Below are 17,909 nucleotides of genomic sequence, written 5' to 3' on the forward strand. Positions count from 1 at the left end.
TATAATGGGTTGATTTTTTTTATTTATGTATAAAATAGTGCATGTCTCCAAATTATAACAAGTATGCTCAGGGTCCATTATCTCTTTAGTTTCAGTTCTAAACTTAAAACTGGAAACATATGGTGGATTTGAGTAGAAGATTTAAGGAGGAAAAGGACTAGAATGCGTGACTACATAAAGAGGTTTTTGATTGCCATTATTATGGCACTTTGTGTCAGTTTATTGTTTTTAGGTGGGAAACATTCACAAGCTGCAAGTTTGGACGAAATGAAGGAATTACAGGAACATTGGATTTGGCCCGCAGATGGTGTCATTTCTGATACATATGGAACAAGGCAGGGAAAACATAAAGGAATAGATATAGCTGGGAAAATGGATACGCCTGTACTGGCGGTTGATGACGGAATTGTCATCAAATCATATTTTTCCAATACATACGGAAATGTCGTGTTTATTAAACACCCAAGTAAGGTTGTTACTGTTTATGCACATTTAACTAGACGTAACGTTTATGTTGGCCAAAATATAAAACAAGGTGACGTTGTTGGGAAAATGGGGAAAACTGGACAAGCTACTGGAACTCACCTCCATTTTGAAACACATGAATTAGAATGGCGATATGATAAGAAATATGCTATCGACCCTGAAATGCTTTTAGGAAAAGCAGATGTGGGTGAGTTTGTACAAGGCGGAGTTGCCGCTAGTGGATATAATGTCCTTGAAGCAAGCTCACATGTTAAAAGTTCAACTAAAGACCATTCATTACAAGCAAAAGCTAATAAATATGTCGTTCAACAAGGAGATACCCTGTACGCGATCTCTAAAAAAAGAAATATGTCCGTAAAGAAGTTAAAGGATATAAATCATTTGAGTTCTGATGTAATAAAACCGAAACAAATATTGCTTATCGAATAATGGAGAAAATGGCCCGTGAACGATATCGTTTGCGGGTTTCATTCTTTTTACTTAACAAATTACCATTTCTCAAGTATAATAATTTTATAATTTCATATCGATCTATCTTCGGGGCAGGGTGAAATTCCCGATCGGCGGTATTAGAGAATACTCTTAAGCCCGCGAGCCTTTTAGGCAGGATTTGGTGCGATTCCAAGGCCGACAGTATAGTCTGGATGGGAGAAGATGGAGGTTCTGCAAGCGTTCAAAAAATAATGGTATTACGAACGTTTATTAAGTGTGCCTTTGTACTCCCTCAAGTGTATTTTACTTGGGGGTTTTTTATTTACAGGGCGTCTATATGCTGAACCTCTCTTCCTAAGGTGATGGATCAAAAAAGGAGAGAGGAAGATGAATAAAATGAAGAAAACGAATGTAAAGGCCATGGTTTCAATTGCAATGCTAAGCAGTATTGCCTATCTATTAATGCTATTAAACTTTCCGCTGCCGTTTTTCCAAAATTTCTTATTAGTTGATTTCAGTGACATCCCAGCGTTAATTGCAGCATTAATTTTTGGGCCTATTGCAGGAGTAGTTGTTGAATTTATCAAAGTTGTACTCAATTATTTCGCGACCGGAAGTCCAACTGGAATCCCAGTTGGTCATATAGCTAATTTTCTCGCGGGTATCTCATTTGTTTTGCCAACCTATTATTTATATACCAAAATGAAAACTCGAAAGGGAATGACCATTGCATTAGTATTAGGTACCATTACGATGGCCGTGATCATGAGTATTGCCAATTACTTTGTCATTCTTCCAGCGTATACAGCCCTATTGAAATATCCTGACATGCGTAACATAGTTGTACCCGCAATCCTTCCATTTAATATTATTAAAGGTGTAATGATGTCATCCATCTTCATGTTATTATTCATACGACTGCAAACATGGATAAATAAATTATCCGTAATAAAAAGTGTATAATGAACATAAGGCACTTCTAATGTGAAGTGCCTTTTTCATATTCCAAAAATTAAAAACCCTCTTCAAATTCAGAAGAGGGTTAGCAGCATAACAATATTTTATTGACAAAATATTATTCAAATTTAGTTGGATTGCCATCAAATGGTTCGTCAGCAACCTTAATGGAATCTGTAGGGCAGCCTTCAAATGCATCCATCATGTCATCAACTAATACATCAGGAATTTCAACGATTCCTTCATTATCGTCAAGAGTTACGAATGCAATGCCTTCATCATCGTAATCGTAGATATCAGGTGCTGCTGCACCGCATGCGCCACATGCGATGCAAGTTTCCTTGTCAACAATTGTGTACTTTGCCATGAAAAAAACCTCCCAGTAATATAACAAAATTCATCCATATTATATGGAAATGCAATACTCATATCTATTGTAAAACTGTACGAGTAACTTTTCAATAGAAAGTTGCTTTTAAATAACCCGGTTTCTTGATTTGTTTATGTTACATTAACATAATTTTGAGCAACAAGTTCTGTCATTTCATGTTAAAATAAGATAGAAAAAATGGGTAATTTGTCGATAATGTCAGAAAAGTGTGGGGCCATGTATGAAACAAATTGAATCGATTCTTCTATATTGTTTAAAGAAATTAAACAGGGAAAGGACGATTTATTCCATCTATCACCTATTAAATGGAAAAAAATCATCCCAAACGATTCAGGATGCACATTTATTTTCACTGAAGCATTTATTTGGGATATACGATACGCTAACTCGAGAATCCTTTGAAAATATCATTCACAATATGGTTGAAAAAAAGTGGATTAAAAATTGCGGGGAGCAACGCTTCGTCCTTACACCAGAAGGTGAAGTAAATTTATATGAAAGCAAGATACCCAGCTTTCTGAATGGGTGGATTTATCACACATTTACAATGAATTTTTGGGAAAGATTATCGTTGTTAGTTCAGGTAGCTTCGAATTTTGTAAACCACGAAAACCAATATATCCCCATTCAAAAAAACAAAGATGTTCATTTTTGGTTGAAAACAATATTAAAGGAAACCCAAGTACCCAGGCTGGAAATGGGAAGCAGGCTTTATTCCGAGCTGGTAGATATTTTTAAAGAAGCAAAAAATGCTGATCCATCTGTCTTAATCTTTCGATTAACAGGGTATCAACAAATTGGGTTAACTCCTGAGCAGACAGCTAAAAGGCTCAATATGGATATACACGATTATAATATTGAATTTATCAATATTATCCATTACTTGCTGCAAAAGATTAATCGGGAACCAAAGAACTTTCCATTATTATCTCTGCTTATTAGGGATTTAAAGCAAAATAATGAATTAACAATTTCATCCAGGAAAACATGGACCCTATTAAATCAAGGGTATTCCCTTGAAATGATTGCAGACATAAGACATTTAAAATTAAGTACAATTGAGGACCACTTTGTAGAATTTGCCCTACATATTAATGATTTTTCAATTGATGACTATGTTGAAAAAAATCTGCAGGACACAATTCTGGAAATTACACGGCAAATTAATTCGCGACAGCTTAAGTTTATCAGGGATAAAGTGAAAACAGCCAGTTACTTTCAAATAAGATTGGTGTTGGCGAAGTATGGTGAGCGATAATGAATTTAGAAATCCTATTAAAAGAACATTTTGGCTATGACTCATTCAAGATAGGACAAAAGGAAGTAATCACTTCTATTTTAGCAGGAAAGCATACTTTAGCCATGCTTCCTACTGGTACTGGAAAGTCCTTATGCTACCAGCTTCCAGGGCTTATTTTTAGTGGTCACATATTAATTATTTCTCCTCTCCTTTCCCTGATGCAGGATCAAGTAGAGCAATTTAAACGCTTCGGTGAAAAAAGAGTGGTTGCATTGAATTCCTTTCTTACACAAGAGGAAAAAAATAGTATCTTGCGTCAGTTAAAACAATATAAATTTATTTTTATATCACCGGAAATGTTAAATGTTCCTTTTATTTTACGAAAGCTTAGTGAACTATCTATTTCCTTATTCGTTGTAGATGAGGCACATTGTATTTCACAGTGGGGCTATGATTTTCGGCCTGATTATTCAAAATTAGGCGATATTCGCCAAAAGCTGGGGGATCCCTTGACACTTGCTCTGACTGCCACAGCTACAAAGCAAGTTCGGAAGGATATAATTCAATCACTCAGTATTGAAAATTGTAGAAAAGTAGAAACAACCATTGATCGTCCCAATATTGCTTTTAAGGTGGAGAAAATAGCAATTTACTCTGAAAAACAAAACCGGGTTGTTGAGTTGGTTACTAAACTGCAGAAACCGGGAATTATTTATTTTTCTAGTAAAAAATTAGCAGAACAAATGGCTTCTTTATTAGCAGAAAAAGGGATTTGCCGGACTATGGCTTATCACGGGGGACAAGATCCGAATACTAGGGTATTAATCCAACAGCAATTTATTCACGGACAGTTGGATGTCATCTGTGCTACTAGTGCCTTTGGAATGGGTGTAAATAAAGAAAATATCCGTTTTATTATCCACTATCATATGCCGATGCAACTAGAATCCTATCTTCAGGAAATTGGGAGAGCAGGTCGTGATGGAAAGCTTAGCATTGCCATTTTATTGTACTCCCCCGGGGACGAGCACCTTCCGATTCAGTTGGCAGAGGGTGAACTGCCATCTGAGCAGCAAATTGATTGGCTTTTTTCTAAAATAGAGCAGGAAGAAGAGTTTACGAATGGAAAGCTCCATTTGAATGATCAATTATGCGAGCTCGGTGGTTTTAATGAAATTCAATGGCGTATCCTTGAAGAATTGATTAATGATACACCCCAAAATAACCGAAAAGAACTACAGAAAACCATTCAATTATTTTTAAAGAGTAGGCTAACTGCAAAAATGAACAATATATTTCACATGAAAGCATGGGTAGAATCAAATGTATGTAGAAGAGAATTTATAATGGAATACTTTGATGATGAATTGACCAATAAGGTGATTCCCTGTTGCGATCAATGTGGGCTTCAGCTGAAGGATTATCATTCTTCTATCGACCAGACAAAAACGACAATAAATGAATTATCTTGGATGGAGTATCTCGGTAAAATTTTAATGAAGAATGAGTTGAGTGAATGAAAAAGAAGTATAATGAATTGATAAAAAACCTAACTGACAAAGAGTTGCTTCTTCATCTCTATATGACGCAAGCCATCCTTTTAGTCATTTCGTTCGTATTAGGATTTATTTTATTTGATCATTTCTCCTATTTGAATCATTTGCACTTTAAGGACTTTAATATTGTTCTTATAGGGATATCCTCGGGAGTAGCTGTTGTGATCGTTGATTTAATCTTAATGAAGTGTCTCCCGTCCTCCTTTTATGATGATGGTGGATTAAATGAAAGAATTTTTAAACATAGAAATATTCTTCATATCTTCATCATTGCTGCCATTGTCTCGTTTAGCGAAGAATTGTTATTTCGTGGGATCATCCAAACAAAAGTCGGTCTCATACTGGCAAGTATCATTTTTGCTATTATCCATTATCGATATCTTTTTAATTGGTTTTTATTTTTAAATATTGTCGTCCTCAGTTTTTTTATCGGTATGATTTATGAGTGGACAGATAATTTAGCCGTTACAATTGTCATGCATTTTATCATCGATTTTTTATTAGGTGTATATATAAAATATAGACGTTCACCAGGTAATGACGACGAGAAAGGAGTTTCTACGTGAATAAAGAGGAGCCATATCGAGATCAAGCTGAAAGGTTAAAACAGCGGATTCAAAAAATTAATGAAAAAATTGATGAATCAGGTGATTTGCCTCCAAGGGAGCAGCTGCACCGTCAAAAAAAGAAGAAAACAAAATGGAAGTTTAAATACCCGGTTATTCGTCTATTAGTTCTTTTCTTTATCCTTCTTCCTATCATTATTTTCAGCGTAATATCATATCTAGATGGTAAAAAAATAAGCAGTACCGTTAAGACATCAGGGGATTCTGTTGGCTATGAAACTATTAATCTAGAAAAGACAGAAATCGATGAGAAAAATAAGCAGGCTGATGAGCAACAGATGGAAAGTAACCAAGTAAAAAACGAAGCGGCTATAACCGAAGAGAATAGTACAAAAGAAATTTCAACACCCCCTCCGAGTCCTGTCACCATTGATGCAAATAAGTCAGGAGACAAAAATAGTCAGCCAATACAAGAAACGAAAAAGAGCCAACCAACTGCGCCGAAAAAAACAAGTAAAATTGTTTACCACACGGTTCAGCCAAAAGAAACTTTATATCATATTGCGATGGAGTACTATAAGTCACAATCAGGCATGAACATTATCAGGAAGGCCAACCATATTCAAGGTGATAATATCGAAGCAGGCCAAGTTCTAAAAATACCATTAAATAACTAACCGATCTATCTTTAGATTGGTTTTTTTGATGAGGCTGTGTTAAAGGGCATTGTTAAATTTTTTAAACTGTTGATTGGAGCGAAGCGCCTGGAGCGCAAATCAACAACCAAGCTTATAAGCGATTTTAATAAAAAAAACATAATGCAGCGGACAAGTTCATAATTATATACGGAGAAAAGGAGGGGATAAAATGGATTCTCCAATCCAATTACTTGAAAATACGGATCAAGCCACGAAACAGGCACTTGAAAATGTAAGGAAAAGGAAAGAAAAGTTTGACAAGTTCAAACGCCGCCATAATTTATCTATCTGGGGAACAATCATTTTAGCAACCTGCTTTTTTATTTATCTGTACTTTACAGTCGCCAGCGTATATTCTTATTCATTTGCCGCGATGTTTTCTGCTTTTGTTAACGATTCGAATAATTTTACCTTATTAGTTTTTGTGGTTGGTATGTACGGCACGATGAATTTGCTTAAAGAAAAAAAAGATAAAGCAGAAAAGGAATATCATGAATTACGATGTGAAATCGTTGACCGAAGCAAGGATTATTGGAAAAAAGAAGAAGAATGGAAAAACCGCCATTTAGTATTTGAGATTATGAAAAAAAATTATGATATAAACCTTTATCATGAAAAGAAATAAGAAGCAGAGAGTTTTCCTGCTTCTTTTACTCATTAGAATATTTTCTTTTTGCCGCGTTCATCTTTTAATATTTCCACTGCTTCACGGAAGCGCTGGGAATGAATGATTTCTCGTTCACGCAAGAAACGAAGACCATCATTTATATCAGGATCATCACTGATGTTAATCAACCATTGGTAAGTTGCCCGTGCCTTTTCTTCAGCTGCAATGTCTTCATATAAATCGGCAATCGGGTCTCCTTTCGCGGTGATATAGGTGGCTGTCCATGGAACTCCTGCAGCATTATGGTAGTATAATGCACTGTCATGGTCAGCATAATGTTCTGCCAAACCTGCTGCCTTCATTTGCTCTGGTGTGGCATCTTTTGTTAATTTATACACCATGGTGGCAATCATTTCCAGATGGGCGAATTCTTCGGTACCGATATCTGTCAAAAGGCCAATTACTTTATCAGGTATGGTGTACCTCTGGTTTAAGTATCGTAATGCTGCGGCAAGCTCTCCATCAGCACCTCCATACTGTTCAATCAGGTATTTTGCTAAAGTCGGATTACAGGTACTGACTCGAACGGGATATTGGAGCTTCTTTTCGTAAATCCACATTTAGTGTAATCCCTCCTCTAAATTAAACCTGCCATGGCCATGGACTATCGTCCCAGTTCCAAGGATAACCGGAGTAACTGTTGCCAAACTGCTGTAAAGGACCAAATTGGCTTTCAAATGCTTTTTTGAGTCTTTTCCTTTCCTTCACATAATGATTAAATTGGTTTATTGCTTCAAGATCATCATTGTGAGTATCTAAGTATAAGGTAAGCTCTACCAAGACAAAGTCGACAGCTTGCAGCTGTTCCATCATCTGATAATATTCGGCAGGAACCTGTTTCATGTAGGCTGTCCCCCTCCCGCTTTCTCAAAAGCATTGTAATACGGGTCATAAAAATCCTTCCAAAGTGTGCCTGCTCTCAAAGCCTCAAGCGGGGAAAATTGCGGAAGATTTGGCGGCTGGAATCCTATATATAAATGGGGTGGAGTGGAATAGGTTTTTTCAAGTATCGGTTTGCAGGGATCAAACTGACTTGCAAACGGATGAAATACCTTATAATGGGTGTGCATTGTGACCCTCCCTTTTTTCAATATCAATTAAATATATGAAATTTAAATTAAGACATGACATAAAACTTTAATATATGAAAGGGTTTTTCACTATCTTGTAGAAGTATAATAAATGAGTCAGGATTATAACTTTTGAGGTGATGGAAATTGTTCGTGAAAAATATTATGATACCAAAGCATGAATGCTTTACAGTACAAGCAGATGTAACCCTTAAACAGGCTTTGGAAAGTCTTGAAAAACATCAAATTGATGGGTTACCGGTTTTACAAGGTGAGCAATATGCAGGTGTAGTTACAAGATACAGTATCTATGAAAATTATTTCCTTTCGAATAAACAAAAGGATGAATATTTAAATTTTACGACAGTGAAAGATATTGCCACTCACCAAGAAAAGTTCCTAGAGGGCTCTGAATTATTTGAAAGGACACTCCTTGATTTAAAGGATTTTCCATTATTAGCAGTTGTTGGCACTAATTATCAATTTCTAGGGGTTGTTACTCGGTCCGATGTATTAAGTTCATTTGAAAGTGCATTTGGTGTAAACCGCCCAGGAGTTAGAATTGCTTTTACATCGGTAGAAACTGAGGGAAGGATTGCCCGACTCTCTGAAATTGCTCATCAATTCCACGAGCATATTATCTCACTTGTTACTTTTGATGAAACAGATAGACTTGTTCGGAGAATTGTCATGAAGGTTGAAAAGAAAAACAATATAGACCGGTTCACAAAGAAACTGGAAGAGCATGGCTTCCGAATTTTAAGTATTCAAGAGGATGATTAAACTCGAATAAAGGAAAAAAATAGACTCCTTCTCATATATTTTTATGGGAGGGGGTTTTTATGTTTATCAGGTTAGTTCATTTTTCTTTAGTTTTTTTATGTGGATATTTAGTGATTAAATGGATTTCAATACCACATCCTTATGTACTTACTGACTTTTTTGTCGGAATTGTCATAAATCCATTGCAATTTTTCGCAGCCGCAATTGCTTTATTCATTGGGATTTTAATCAGCGGAGGGGTAATTAATGGGGTTATTAATAAGACGATCAAGACATGGAAAAAGCAATCGCCTTGGAGTATCCTAATGTTATTGGAATATTGTGGTTTTGGAATCGTGTTTTTCCTTCTTTTTTATATTGGTTGGGAAGAAACACTAATTTTTTTTAGTTTGAGTCTTCTTTATGGTATGATTTCCGTAGAAAATTAAGCGTTGATAAGGGGAACAGGGAATGATTATTATATTAGTTGCTTTGATCGTTATAGGCGGCATACTTTTGCTTTTATATATGCTAAATCAAGCTTTTCTAAATAAAGTAAAAGAACAGGATATTTATTTTCCGGACTTTCCGGCAACGTTTGGAGAGGTAAAAATCTTTTTTATTTCAGATATACATAGAAGAACAATCTCAGAAACCATCATAAACAATGTTAAAGGGAAGGCTGATATTGTCATCATCGGTGGAGATTTAACAGAGAAGGGAGTCCCCTTGGTAAGAGTGAAAACCAATTTAAACGCATTAAAACAAATTGGACCTGTTTACTTTGTTTGGGGAAACAATGATTATGAGGTTGACTATCATGAATTAGATGCTGCCCTAATGGATCATGGGGTAAAGGTGTTAGACAATACCTCTGTTACCTTTGAATCAAATCAAGGAGAAAAATTATGTTTGCTAGGAGTAGATGACTTAAACCAAAATCGTGACCGCCTTGAGTTAGCGCTGTTAGATGCAGAGGAAGACAGTTTTAAAATTTTGGCAAGCCATTATCCTAATATAACTAACAAAATTCTTCCAGAGCATGAAATACGTCTAGTATTAAGCGGACATACCCATGGAGGTCAAATTCATATTTTGGGGTATAGCCCCTATAAACGTGGAAGGCTGATAAGACTTCAAAATACAACCCTTTTAATTAGTAATGGATATGGAACAACTACGCTGCCCTTAAGGTTAGGCGCACCGGCAGAATGCCATCTCATTACCCTTAAGAATGGTCCTGCTCCGGATAAGGTGATGTAGACAATTCACCAACAAAGCCCTGAGGCATACACTACAAACAAGAGTGATGTCACAGCAGGGGGCAAAATCATGCGCTTAGAACGCTTAACAGCCAATAAAATTAAAATTTTTTTAACCTCTGATGATTTAATTGATAGAGGACTTTCCAAGGAAGATATTTGGAAGGATTCAAGCAAATGGAATCAGCTTTTTCATGATATGCTTGAGGAAGCAAGTGAGGAATTTGATGTAGATATCCAGGGGTCTGTGGCAGTGGAAATATTCTCCCTTCAGGCACAGGGGATGATTATGATCATTACTGTAAATGAAGCAGAGGAAGATGAAGAGATATTATATGATGGATTTATTGAAATGCAGGTCAGGGTCGGAGGATTTGATGACCTAATTTATGAATTTAAGGATTTTGAAGACATTATTTGTCTAGCCCAAAGACTATCTTACATGAATATATTTGGCGGAAGCCTATATTTTATGAACAACCACTATTACTTTTTAATGGAAAAATTAGACTCTAACATAAATGAACAAGCGGCTTGTCTTTTCTCAGAATTTGGCAATGCTTCAATCATTAGTCCATTTGTACTTATGGAATATGGAAAAAGAATTATCGAAGATAAAGCGGTGGAAACTATTCTTCATTTTTTCAAATTATAAAAAATGGATGAAGGAAACCTATTGGACAAATGCTATCCATAATTCATTAAATTAATCATGGATGGCACCGTTTACATAATAACGAGTTATTGAAGAAAAGTATGTTTTTTTTCTTGCATAAATCATTTAAAGGTGTATACTTGTGTCTGAAAGCGGACAACATTCGTAAAAGCAATTTCTAGGAGGATTACAAATGGGAGCCGAAAAAGCAAATGAAAAGACTAATCAAGAGGAACAACATGATGTGTTAAAATCAACACAGACTGTAATACATAAGGCCCTTGAAAAGTTAGGTTATCCTGAAGAGGTATACGAGCTCTTGAAAGAGCCGTTACGTATGATGACAGTAAAAATTCCAATTAGAATGGATGACGGTTCAATAAAAATATTTACTGGCTACCGTGCACAGCATAATGATGCCGTTGGGCCGACAAAGGGCGGAATTCGCTTCCACCCAGGAGTAACAGAGACAGAAGTGAAAGCCCTTTCAATTTGGATGAGTTTAAAATGTGGAATTGTCGACCTTCCATACGGAGGTGGAAAAGGTGGTATCATCTGCGATCCTCGTGATATGTCTTTTAGAGAACTTGAAAGACTTAGCCGTGGATACGTACGCGCTATCAGTCAAATTGTAGGACCTACAAAGGATATTCCTGCTCCGGATGTATTTACCAATTCACAAATTATGGCTTGGATGATGGATGAATACAGCCGAATCGATGAATTTAACTCGCCAGGCTTTATCACTGGTAAGCCGCTTGTTCTCGGCGGATCACATGGACGCGAATCTGCAACTGCAAAGGGTGTAACCATCTGTATTCGTGAAGCAGCCCAAAAGAAGGGAATTCAAATCGAGGGTGCAAGAGTAGTAGTCCAAGGTTTTGGTAATGCTGGAAGCTATTTATCAAAATTCATGCATGACGCAGGAGCGAAGGTTGTAGGGATTTCGGATGCTTACGGTGCATTATATGATCCAAATGGTCTGGATATTGATTATCTTTTAGATAGAAGAGACAGCTTTGGAACAGTAACAAAATTGTTTAATAATACAATTACAAATAAAGAATTACTAGAACTTGAGTGTGACATTCTTGTCCCTGCAGCAATTGAAAATCAAATTACTGCGGAGAACGCTCATAACATACGTGCTAGCATCGTAGTAGAGGCGGCAAATGGTCCAACAACATTAGAGGCAACAGAAATTTTAACAGAACGGGGTATTCTGCTTGTTCCAGACGTTTTAGCTTCTGCTGGAGGGGTTACGGTATCTTATTTCGAATGGGTACAAAATAACCAAGGCTACTACTGGTCAGAAGAAGAAGTGGAAGAAAAGCTTGAAAAAGTAATGGTTAAATCCTTTAAAAATATTTATGATACTGCCCAAACACGCAGGGTAGACATGCGCCTGGCTGCTTATATGGTTGGGGTAAGAAAGATGGCTGAAGCAAGCCGCTTCAGAGGCTGGATTTAAACGCTAAACATTGAAATAAAATGAAAAAACTCCTATCATAAACGGTAGGAGTTTTTTCATTTAGGTAATGTTTAAGGATATAACTGATTTTGAACCCCTGTTGATTGGAGCGGAAGGCGTGAGACTCCTGCGGGGTCTCCCCGAACCGCCCGCGGAAAGCGAAGCGCCTGGAGCGCAAATCAACAGCCAAGTTTAACACAGCTAATGTATTTATTAAGGAGTGTACCTAAAGTGCAAATAGAAGACATAATCATTGTTGGCGGCGGACCTTGCGGCATGGCAGCAGCTATTTCTCTACAGGAGATCGGAAAAAAGCCATTAATAATAGAAAAAGGAAATGTAGTTAATTCCATTTATCATTATCCAACCCATCAAACCTTTTTTAGTACGAGTGAAAAATTAGAAATTGGAGATGTTCCCTTTTTAACAGATACCTATAAGCCGAAACGTAATCAGGCATTGGTCTATTATAGGGAAGTAGCTAAGCGGAAGCAACTTCGTATAAGCGCCTTCGAAAAGGTTATTCAAGTGGTAAAGAAAGATGATTTATTTCATATTAATACGGATAAAAACAGTTACTGTGCTCGTTATGTCGTTGTTGCAACCGGATATTACGATCATCCTAATTACATGAATGTCCCTGGAGAAGACTTGTCTAAAGTTAAACATTATTTTAAAGAAGCCCATCCGTACTTTGATAAAGATGTGTGTGTTATTGGAGGAAAAAATTCTAGTGTCGATGCTGCACTGGAATTGGTGAAGGCAGGAGCGAGGGTGACCGTACTTTATCGCGGAAAAGAATATTCTCCAAGCATTAAGCCTTGGATTCTCCCGGAATTTGAAGCATTAGTTCGTACAGGGACTATATTAATGGAATTTAATGCAAATGTTAAAGCCATAACCGAGGAGCAAATTATATATAATAAAGATGGAGTTGAAAAAACTATTAGCAACGATTTTGTTTTTGCGATGACAGGTTATCATCCCGATCATCAATTTTTAAAAACAATGGGCGTGAAAATTGATCCAGAATCAGGAAGACCGTTATTTAATCCTGAAACCATGGAGACAAATGTGGAGGGGATCTATATAGCGGGGGTAATTGCAGCCGGAAACAATGCGAATGAAATTTTTATCGAAAATGGCAGGTTCCATGGTGGACAAATTGCGCACTCCATCATAGAAAAAGAAGCTGAAGGGTGATTGAGATGATGAAAAAGGTTGTTTTATTAACAACTGGTGGAACAATCGCTAGTAAACCAAATAAGGATTCTGGAAAACTTGCTTCTGGTGCTCTTACAGGGGAAGAACTTGCTGCGATGTGTAATTTACCAAAAGACATTGAAGTCATCGTAGAATCTGTTTTTCAAAAAGCGAGCATTCATATTACATTTGAAGATCTTACTACATTAAAAAACAAAATAGTGGACTATTTTAAAGATGAGACAGTTGCTGGTGTTGTAGTGACACACGGAACGGATACAATGGAAGAAACTGCATACTTTCTTGATTTAACAATAAAAGACCATCGGCCAGTGGTGGTCACAGGCTCTCAACGTTCTCCTGAAGATTTAGGGAGCGATGTTTATATTAATTTACGACATGCCATTTACTCAGCCTGCTCCACTGACCTGCATGATGCTGGGGCAGTTGTTGTCTTTAATGAAAGGATATTCGCTGCACGCTATGTAAAAAAAGAACATGCTTCTAATATACAAGGGTTTAATGCCTTTGGTTTTGGATATCTTGGCATTATTGATAATGATCAAGTCCATGTCTTTCAAAAGCCGATTAAAAGAGAATATTATGAAATTCAGACTGAAATCCCTCAGGTTGAATTGATTAAATGCTATATTGGTGCAGATGGAAAATTTATTAAAGCAGCACGTGAAGCAGGGGTAAAAGGAATTGTCCTTGAAGGTGTGGGCCGCGGCCAGGTTGCTCCTCAAATGATGGAGGAAATTGAAAAGGCAATTAAGCAGGGAATTAAATTGGTCGTTACAACTAGCGCAGAAGAGGGTGCAGTTTACACTACTTATGATTATGAAGGCAGTGCTTATGATCTCTATAAAAAAGGTGTAATTTTAGGAAGTGACAATGATTCTAAAAAGGCTAGAATCAAATTGGCTGTGGCCCTTGCAAGCGGCTTAGAAAAAATAATCTTTTAAATGATTAGAGAATCCTTCTAAATAAAGTGGAAGGAAACTATCATTTTCTTTATTTTGTTTCCATGTTACGATTAAGAAAACGGATTGGAAAAGAGGTTCAACATGCTGGGGATATTATCTGCCGGGATTGCCCCCGGACTGGCCTTACTTAGTTATTTTTATTTAAAAGATGAATATGAGCCAGAGCCAATTTCATTTGTACTTCGGACATTTTTGTACGGTGCTTTATTGGTGTTTCCGATTATGTTTATTCAGCATGTTCTTGAAACTGAAAATCTGCTTCAATCCCACTTGTTCGATGCATTTCTAAACACCGGTCTTCTGGAGGAATTTTTTAAGTGGTTTATCCTTTTTTATGCTATTTACCAGCATGTTGAGTTTGATGAGCCATTCGATGGAATTGTATATGCCGTTTCCGTTTCTCTTGGTTTTGCGACAGTGGAAAATATTTTTTATCTAGTTGCAAATGGGATTGAACATGCGATGACCAGAGCATTATTGCCAGTATCAAGTCATGCATTGTTTGGGGTTATAATGGGCTTTTATCTTGGAAAGGCGAAGTTCACGGATGGAAACAAAGCAAAGTGGATTTTCCTTTCGCTTCTACTGCCTTTCATTCTTCATGGATTCTATGATTTTATTTTAATTTCACAAGAACATTGGCTGGTTATTATTTTTCCGTTTATGATTTTTCTTTGGTGGTTTGGCTTAAGAAAAGTGAAAAAAGCTAAAATATTGAGTGCCAAACATTTAAAAAAACAGTATCCAGTTCAAAAAACTCTTCATTCCTGATGAAGGGTTTTTTTATTTTTGGAATAAAAACACCAATTAGACAAAAAATAGGGTTACTGCAAAAAGATTTACAATGGGGGTTATTATTCCATGCATATGAAAAACATCCTAATAAAGTCTTTCATTTTAATTTCTGTTTTCATTATGCCTCTGTCATTGGTAAATCCAGATGGGGCGTATGCATTTTCCAGACAAGTAATCCAAAAGGGAGCTGTTGGAGAAGATGTTATTGAACTTCAGGCAAGGCTCCAGTATTTAGGCTTTTATAATGGTCAAATTGACGGAGTATTTGGATGGAGTACCTATTGGGCCTTGAGAAATTTCCAATATGAATTCGGTTTGCCAATTGATGGGTTAGCAGGAACAACAACTAAGAATAAACTGGCAAAAGCATCCAAGTATAATGAGTATTTTGTTAAAACCAATTTAAATAAGGGAAGAAAATTTACTCATTATGGCGGAGTAGACCAAAGCAAACAAGTTGCCCCGAGTAATAAGAAACCGGCAAATAAAGCCCCTGCAAACAAGCAGCCAGCAGGCAAGACACCGGCAAATAAGGCTCCAACAAACAATACAACTGTAAAAAAGGCTCCAACAAACAATACAGCTATAAAAAAGGCCGCTCCAAAGGCAACGAAACCAAAAGCTGCACCAGTAAAAAAAGCACCCAAAAAACCAACTGCAGCAAATACTCCTAATGGATTTTCGCAAAATGATATACGTTTAATAGCGAATGCTGTTCATGGGGAATCACGAGGTGAACCGTATATTGGTCAGGTAGCAGTAGCAGCGGTTATTCTTAATAGAGTTAATAGCCCGAATTTCCCGAACACTGTTTCTGGAGTTATATTTGAACCGGGAGCTTTTACTGCCGTAGCTGATGGCCAAATATGGCTTACTCCAAATGAAAATGCCAAGAAAGCGGTAATTGATGCGATAAATGGCTGGGATCCAACAGGGGAAGCATTATACTATTTTAACCCTGCCACAGCCACAAGCGGGTGGATTTGGGGAAGACCGCAAATCAAAAGAATCGGGAAACATATATTTTGCCATTAAAGAGGTGAAGAGAATTGATCAGAGGTATATTAATAGGAGTTCTCGCTGTCGGTGTTGCAGGAACTGCCTATTGGGGCTATCAAGAACACCAAGAGAAAAATGCGATTCTGTTAAATGCAGAAAACAACTACCAACGAGCTTTTCACGATCTTTCTTATCAAATGGATTTATTGCATGATAAAATTGGAACAACTCTGGCAATGAACTCAAGACATTCATTGTCCCCATCTTTAACTGAGGTGTGGAGAATCACTTCAGAAGCACATACTGATGTAGGGCAGCTTCCATTGACATTACTTCCATTTAATAAGACTGAAGATTTTCTAGCCAAAATAGGAAATTTTAGCTATAAAACTGCCGTGAGAGATTTAGACAAAGAACCTTTATCAAAAGATGAATACGAATCATTAAAAGTCCTGTATAAACAGTCTAGTGATATACAGAATGAGCTTCGTTCAGTCCAGCATATGGTCCTAAAAAACAATTTGCGCTGGATGGATGTTGAACTCGCCTTGGCTTCTGGCAAAGAACAAACCGATAATACCATCATTGATGGATTAAAAAAGGTTGAAAAGACCGTATCTGGATTTGACGAAACAGACCTTGGAGTTACATTTACAAATGGGCAAAAAAAGGATGAGAACTTTAAAAAAATCAAAGGAAAAACAATTTCACGTCAAGAAGCTATCCGAATTGCAAAAAAGTATATGAAGTTTGATGGAAATGCAGAAGTAAAAGTAACTGAAAATGGTAAAGGATCAGACTACGGATTTTACAGTGTCGCAATAAAAAATAAAAAAACAGGTCAGGAAGCAAGTATGGATATAACCAAAAAGGCTGGACATCCAATTTGGTTTATCAATCAACGTGATATCAAAAAACAGGTTATTAGTTTAAATGATGCAACTAATAAAGCTTCAGCATTTTTAAAAGAAAATGGATTTAAAGATTTAGAGCTATTTGAAAGCACACAATATGATAACATTGGCGTTTTCAATTTTGTAACCAATAGTAATGGTGTTAGAATTTACCCTGAAGCTATTAAAGTCAAGGTTGCACTTGATAATGGAGATATTATGGGCGTTTCTGCAGAAGAGTATTTACAATCCTTCCAAACCAGAACTATAGAGAAACCAGCTATAACAATGGAACAAGCACGTTCAAAAATAAATCCTAATTTGAAAGTTATGGAAGATAGACAAGCTGTTATTACCAGCGATTTAGGTGACGAAGTATTATGTTATGAATTCCTAGGCACAATTGGCGATGATACCTATCGAATTTTTATTAATGCAAAAAATAGTAGGGAAGAAAAAGTGGAAAAACTGAAGAATGCAGAAGCTGTATATGAGGAAGTTATTTAAAAAGGGAAGCATTTGCTTTCCTTTATTTTTTTAAGCAGGCATAAAGAATAAAAAAATTCATCCACCCCAATAATAGGAATAAGTTAACTCCAGGAGTGAAGTAATGAAAAAAGTGGAAAGTATTTTAGTTAAGATTGTGATAATCCAATTTATATTTCTTTTTCTCTCCCAGTTTGTTTTTCATCAATTAGATATTCTGCCACAACTGAAGCAATTAACAAAATACGAAGGTGTCAATGAAAATACTTTTACTGAAATTCTCCAAACCTTTCAAGGAAATTGATATACATTTATCTTTTTAAGAGTAAAGGGG

General features: G+C 36.5%; 22 protein-coding genes and 1 riboswitch. Of the genes, 18 read left to right on the forward strand and 4 right to left on the reverse strand.

Features of this window, described 5'->3' with window-relative positions; genetic code table 11:
- Window positions 1–162 precede the first annotated feature (162 nt).
- Window positions 163–915 (forward strand): peptidoglycan DD-metalloendopeptidase family protein, encoded by a 753-nt coding sequence (locus V7161_RS14190; protein WP_335445850.1) that lies wholly within the window; start codon window positions 163–165, stop codon window positions 913–915.
- Between the two features lie 100 nt (window positions 916–1,015).
- Window positions 1,016–1,146, forward strand: a riboswitch (FMN riboswitch).
- A gap of 168 nt (window positions 1,147–1,314) precedes the next feature.
- Window positions 1,315–1,881, forward strand: coding sequence for an ECF transporter S component (locus V7161_RS14195; RefSeq protein ID WP_335445886.1), 567 nt, complete (start codon window positions 1,315–1,317; stop codon window positions 1,879–1,881).
- A gap of 112 nt (window positions 1,882–1,993) precedes the next feature.
- Here the strand turns inward: V7161_RS14195 and V7161_RS14200 are convergent, their stop codons facing one another.
- A complete protein-coding gene (locus V7161_RS14200) occupies window positions 1,994–2,242 on the reverse strand; it encodes a ferredoxin (protein ID WP_223591608.1) in 249 nt (82 codons plus the stop codon).
- A 244-nt stretch (window positions 2,243–2,486) separates the two neighbouring features.
- Between V7161_RS14200 and V7161_RS14205 the strand changes: the two genes are divergently transcribed.
- The 5 genes from V7161_RS14205 to V7161_RS14225 all read left to right on the forward strand — a co-directional run bounded on the left by V7161_RS14205 (window position 2,487) and on the right by V7161_RS14225 (window position 6,951).
- Window positions 2,487–3,524: a helix-turn-helix domain-containing protein gene (locus V7161_RS14205; RefSeq protein WP_335445852.1), complete on the forward strand. Its 1,038-nt coding sequence runs from the start codon at window positions 2,487–2,489 to the stop codon at window positions 3,522–3,524.
- On the forward strand, window positions 3,524–5,026 hold the full coding sequence (locus tag V7161_RS14210; protein ID WP_335445854.1) for a RecQ family ATP-dependent DNA helicase: 1,503 nt from the start codon (window positions 3,524–3,526) through the stop codon (window positions 5,024–5,026). Before V7161_RS14205 ends, V7161_RS14210 begins: the two co-directional genes overlap by 1 nt.
- Window positions 5,023–5,628 (forward strand): CPBP family intramembrane glutamic endopeptidase, encoded by a 606-nt coding sequence (locus V7161_RS14215; RefSeq protein ID WP_335445856.1) that lies wholly within the window; start codon window positions 5,023–5,025, stop codon window positions 5,626–5,628. The genes V7161_RS14210 and V7161_RS14215 overlap by 4 nt, the downstream gene beginning before the upstream one ends.
- Window positions 5,625–6,305: a LysM peptidoglycan-binding domain-containing protein gene (locus tag V7161_RS14220; protein ID WP_335445858.1), complete on the forward strand. Its 681-nt coding sequence runs from the start codon at window positions 5,625–5,627 to the stop codon at window positions 6,303–6,305. Before V7161_RS14215 ends, V7161_RS14220 begins: the two co-directional genes overlap by 4 nt.
- A gap of 190 nt (window positions 6,306–6,495) precedes the next feature.
- A complete protein-coding gene (locus tag V7161_RS14225) occupies window positions 6,496–6,951 on the forward strand; it encodes a YpbF family protein (protein ID WP_335445860.1) in 456 nt (151 codons plus the stop codon).
- Between the two features lie 32 nt (window positions 6,952–6,983).
- Here the strand turns inward: V7161_RS14225 and cotJC are convergent, their stop codons facing one another.
- From cotJC to V7161_RS14240, 3 genes are read right to left on the reverse strand one after another with little or no spacing between them, the layout of a single operon-like run.
- Entirely contained in the window at window positions 6,984–7,553 is a 570-nt protein-coding gene (gene cotJC / locus V7161_RS14230; RefSeq protein ID WP_335445862.1) for a spore coat protein CotJC, read from the reverse strand.
- Between the two features lie 22 nt (window positions 7,554–7,575).
- Window positions 7,576–7,836, reverse strand: coding sequence for a spore coat protein CotJB (locus tag V7161_RS14235; RefSeq protein WP_317851438.1), 261 nt, complete (start codon window positions 7,834–7,836; stop codon window positions 7,576–7,578).
- Window positions 7,833–8,063: a spore coat associated protein CotJA gene (locus V7161_RS14240; RefSeq protein ID WP_289985258.1), complete on the reverse strand. Its 231-nt coding sequence runs from the start codon at window positions 8,061–8,063 to the stop codon at window positions 7,833–7,835. The genes V7161_RS14235 and V7161_RS14240 overlap by 4 nt, the downstream gene beginning before the upstream one ends.
- A gap of 147 nt (window positions 8,064–8,210) precedes the next feature.
- On the opposite strand from V7161_RS14240, the gene V7161_RS14245 reads away from it, so the two are divergent.
- The 11 genes from V7161_RS14245 (at window position 8,211) to V7161_RS14295 (ending at window position 17,879) form a co-directional block, all read left to right on the forward strand.
- Window positions 8,211–8,846, forward strand: coding sequence for a CBS domain-containing protein (locus V7161_RS14245; RefSeq protein ID WP_335445864.1), 636 nt, complete (start codon window positions 8,211–8,213; stop codon window positions 8,844–8,846).
- A gap of 59 nt (window positions 8,847–8,905) precedes the next feature.
- Window positions 8,906–9,274 (forward strand): hypothetical protein, encoded by a 369-nt coding sequence (locus V7161_RS14250; RefSeq protein ID WP_335445866.1) that lies wholly within the window; start codon window positions 8,906–8,908, stop codon window positions 9,272–9,274.
- Window positions 9,275–9,296: 22 nt separating this feature from the next.
- On the forward strand, window positions 9,297–10,088 hold the full coding sequence (locus V7161_RS14255; RefSeq protein WP_335445868.1) for a metallophosphoesterase: 792 nt from the start codon (window positions 9,297–9,299) through the stop codon (window positions 10,086–10,088).
- Window positions 10,089–10,157: 69 nt separating this feature from the next.
- A complete protein-coding gene (locus V7161_RS14260) occupies window positions 10,158–10,742 on the forward strand; it encodes a genetic competence negative regulator (protein ID WP_335445870.1) in 585 nt (194 codons plus the stop codon).
- Window positions 10,743–10,935: 193 nt separating this feature from the next.
- Complete coding sequence (locus V7161_RS14265; protein WP_335445872.1) at window positions 10,936–12,213, forward strand: Glu/Leu/Phe/Val family dehydrogenase; 1,278 nt, start codon at window positions 10,936–10,938, stop codon at window positions 12,211–12,213.
- 231 nt (window positions 12,214–12,444) lie between these two features.
- Window positions 12,445–13,416, forward strand: coding sequence for a YpdA family putative bacillithiol disulfide reductase (locus V7161_RS14270; protein ID WP_335445874.1), 972 nt, complete (start codon window positions 12,445–12,447; stop codon window positions 13,414–13,416).
- An 8-nt stretch (window positions 13,417–13,424) separates the two neighbouring features.
- Window positions 13,425–14,381: an asparaginase gene (locus V7161_RS14275; protein WP_335445888.1), complete on the forward strand. Its 957-nt coding sequence runs from the start codon at window positions 13,425–13,427 to the stop codon at window positions 14,379–14,381.
- A gap of 102 nt (window positions 14,382–14,483) precedes the next feature.
- Complete coding sequence (gene prsW, locus V7161_RS14280) at window positions 14,484–15,173, forward strand: glutamic-type intramembrane protease PrsW (RefSeq protein ID WP_335445876.1); 690 nt, start codon at window positions 14,484–14,486, stop codon at window positions 15,171–15,173.
- A gap of 90 nt (window positions 15,174–15,263) precedes the next feature.
- Window positions 15,264–16,232, forward strand: a complete 969-nt coding sequence (gene sleB / locus V7161_RS14285; RefSeq protein ID WP_335445878.1) for a spore cortex-lytic enzyme — start codon at window positions 15,264–15,266, stop codon at window positions 16,230–16,232.
- A 14-nt stretch (window positions 16,233–16,246) separates the two neighbouring features.
- The gene (gene ypeB, locus V7161_RS14290) at window positions 16,247–17,596 is read left to right on the forward strand and encodes a germination protein YpeB (RefSeq protein ID WP_335445880.1); all 1,350 of its coding nucleotides are present in this window, start codon (window positions 16,247–16,249) and stop codon (window positions 17,594–17,596) included.
- Window positions 17,597–17,699: 103 nt separating this feature from the next.
- Window positions 17,700–17,879 (forward strand): YpfB family protein, encoded by a 180-nt coding sequence (locus V7161_RS14295; RefSeq protein ID WP_335445882.1) that lies wholly within the window; start codon window positions 17,700–17,702, stop codon window positions 17,877–17,879.
- The last annotated feature ends 30 nt before the right edge of the window (window positions 17,880–17,909 follow it).

It is taken from the genome of Neobacillus drentensis (genome assembly GCF_036965425.1).
Taxonomy (GTDB): Bacteria; Bacillota; Bacilli; order Bacillales; family Cytobacillaceae; genus Neobacillus; species Neobacillus drentensis_F.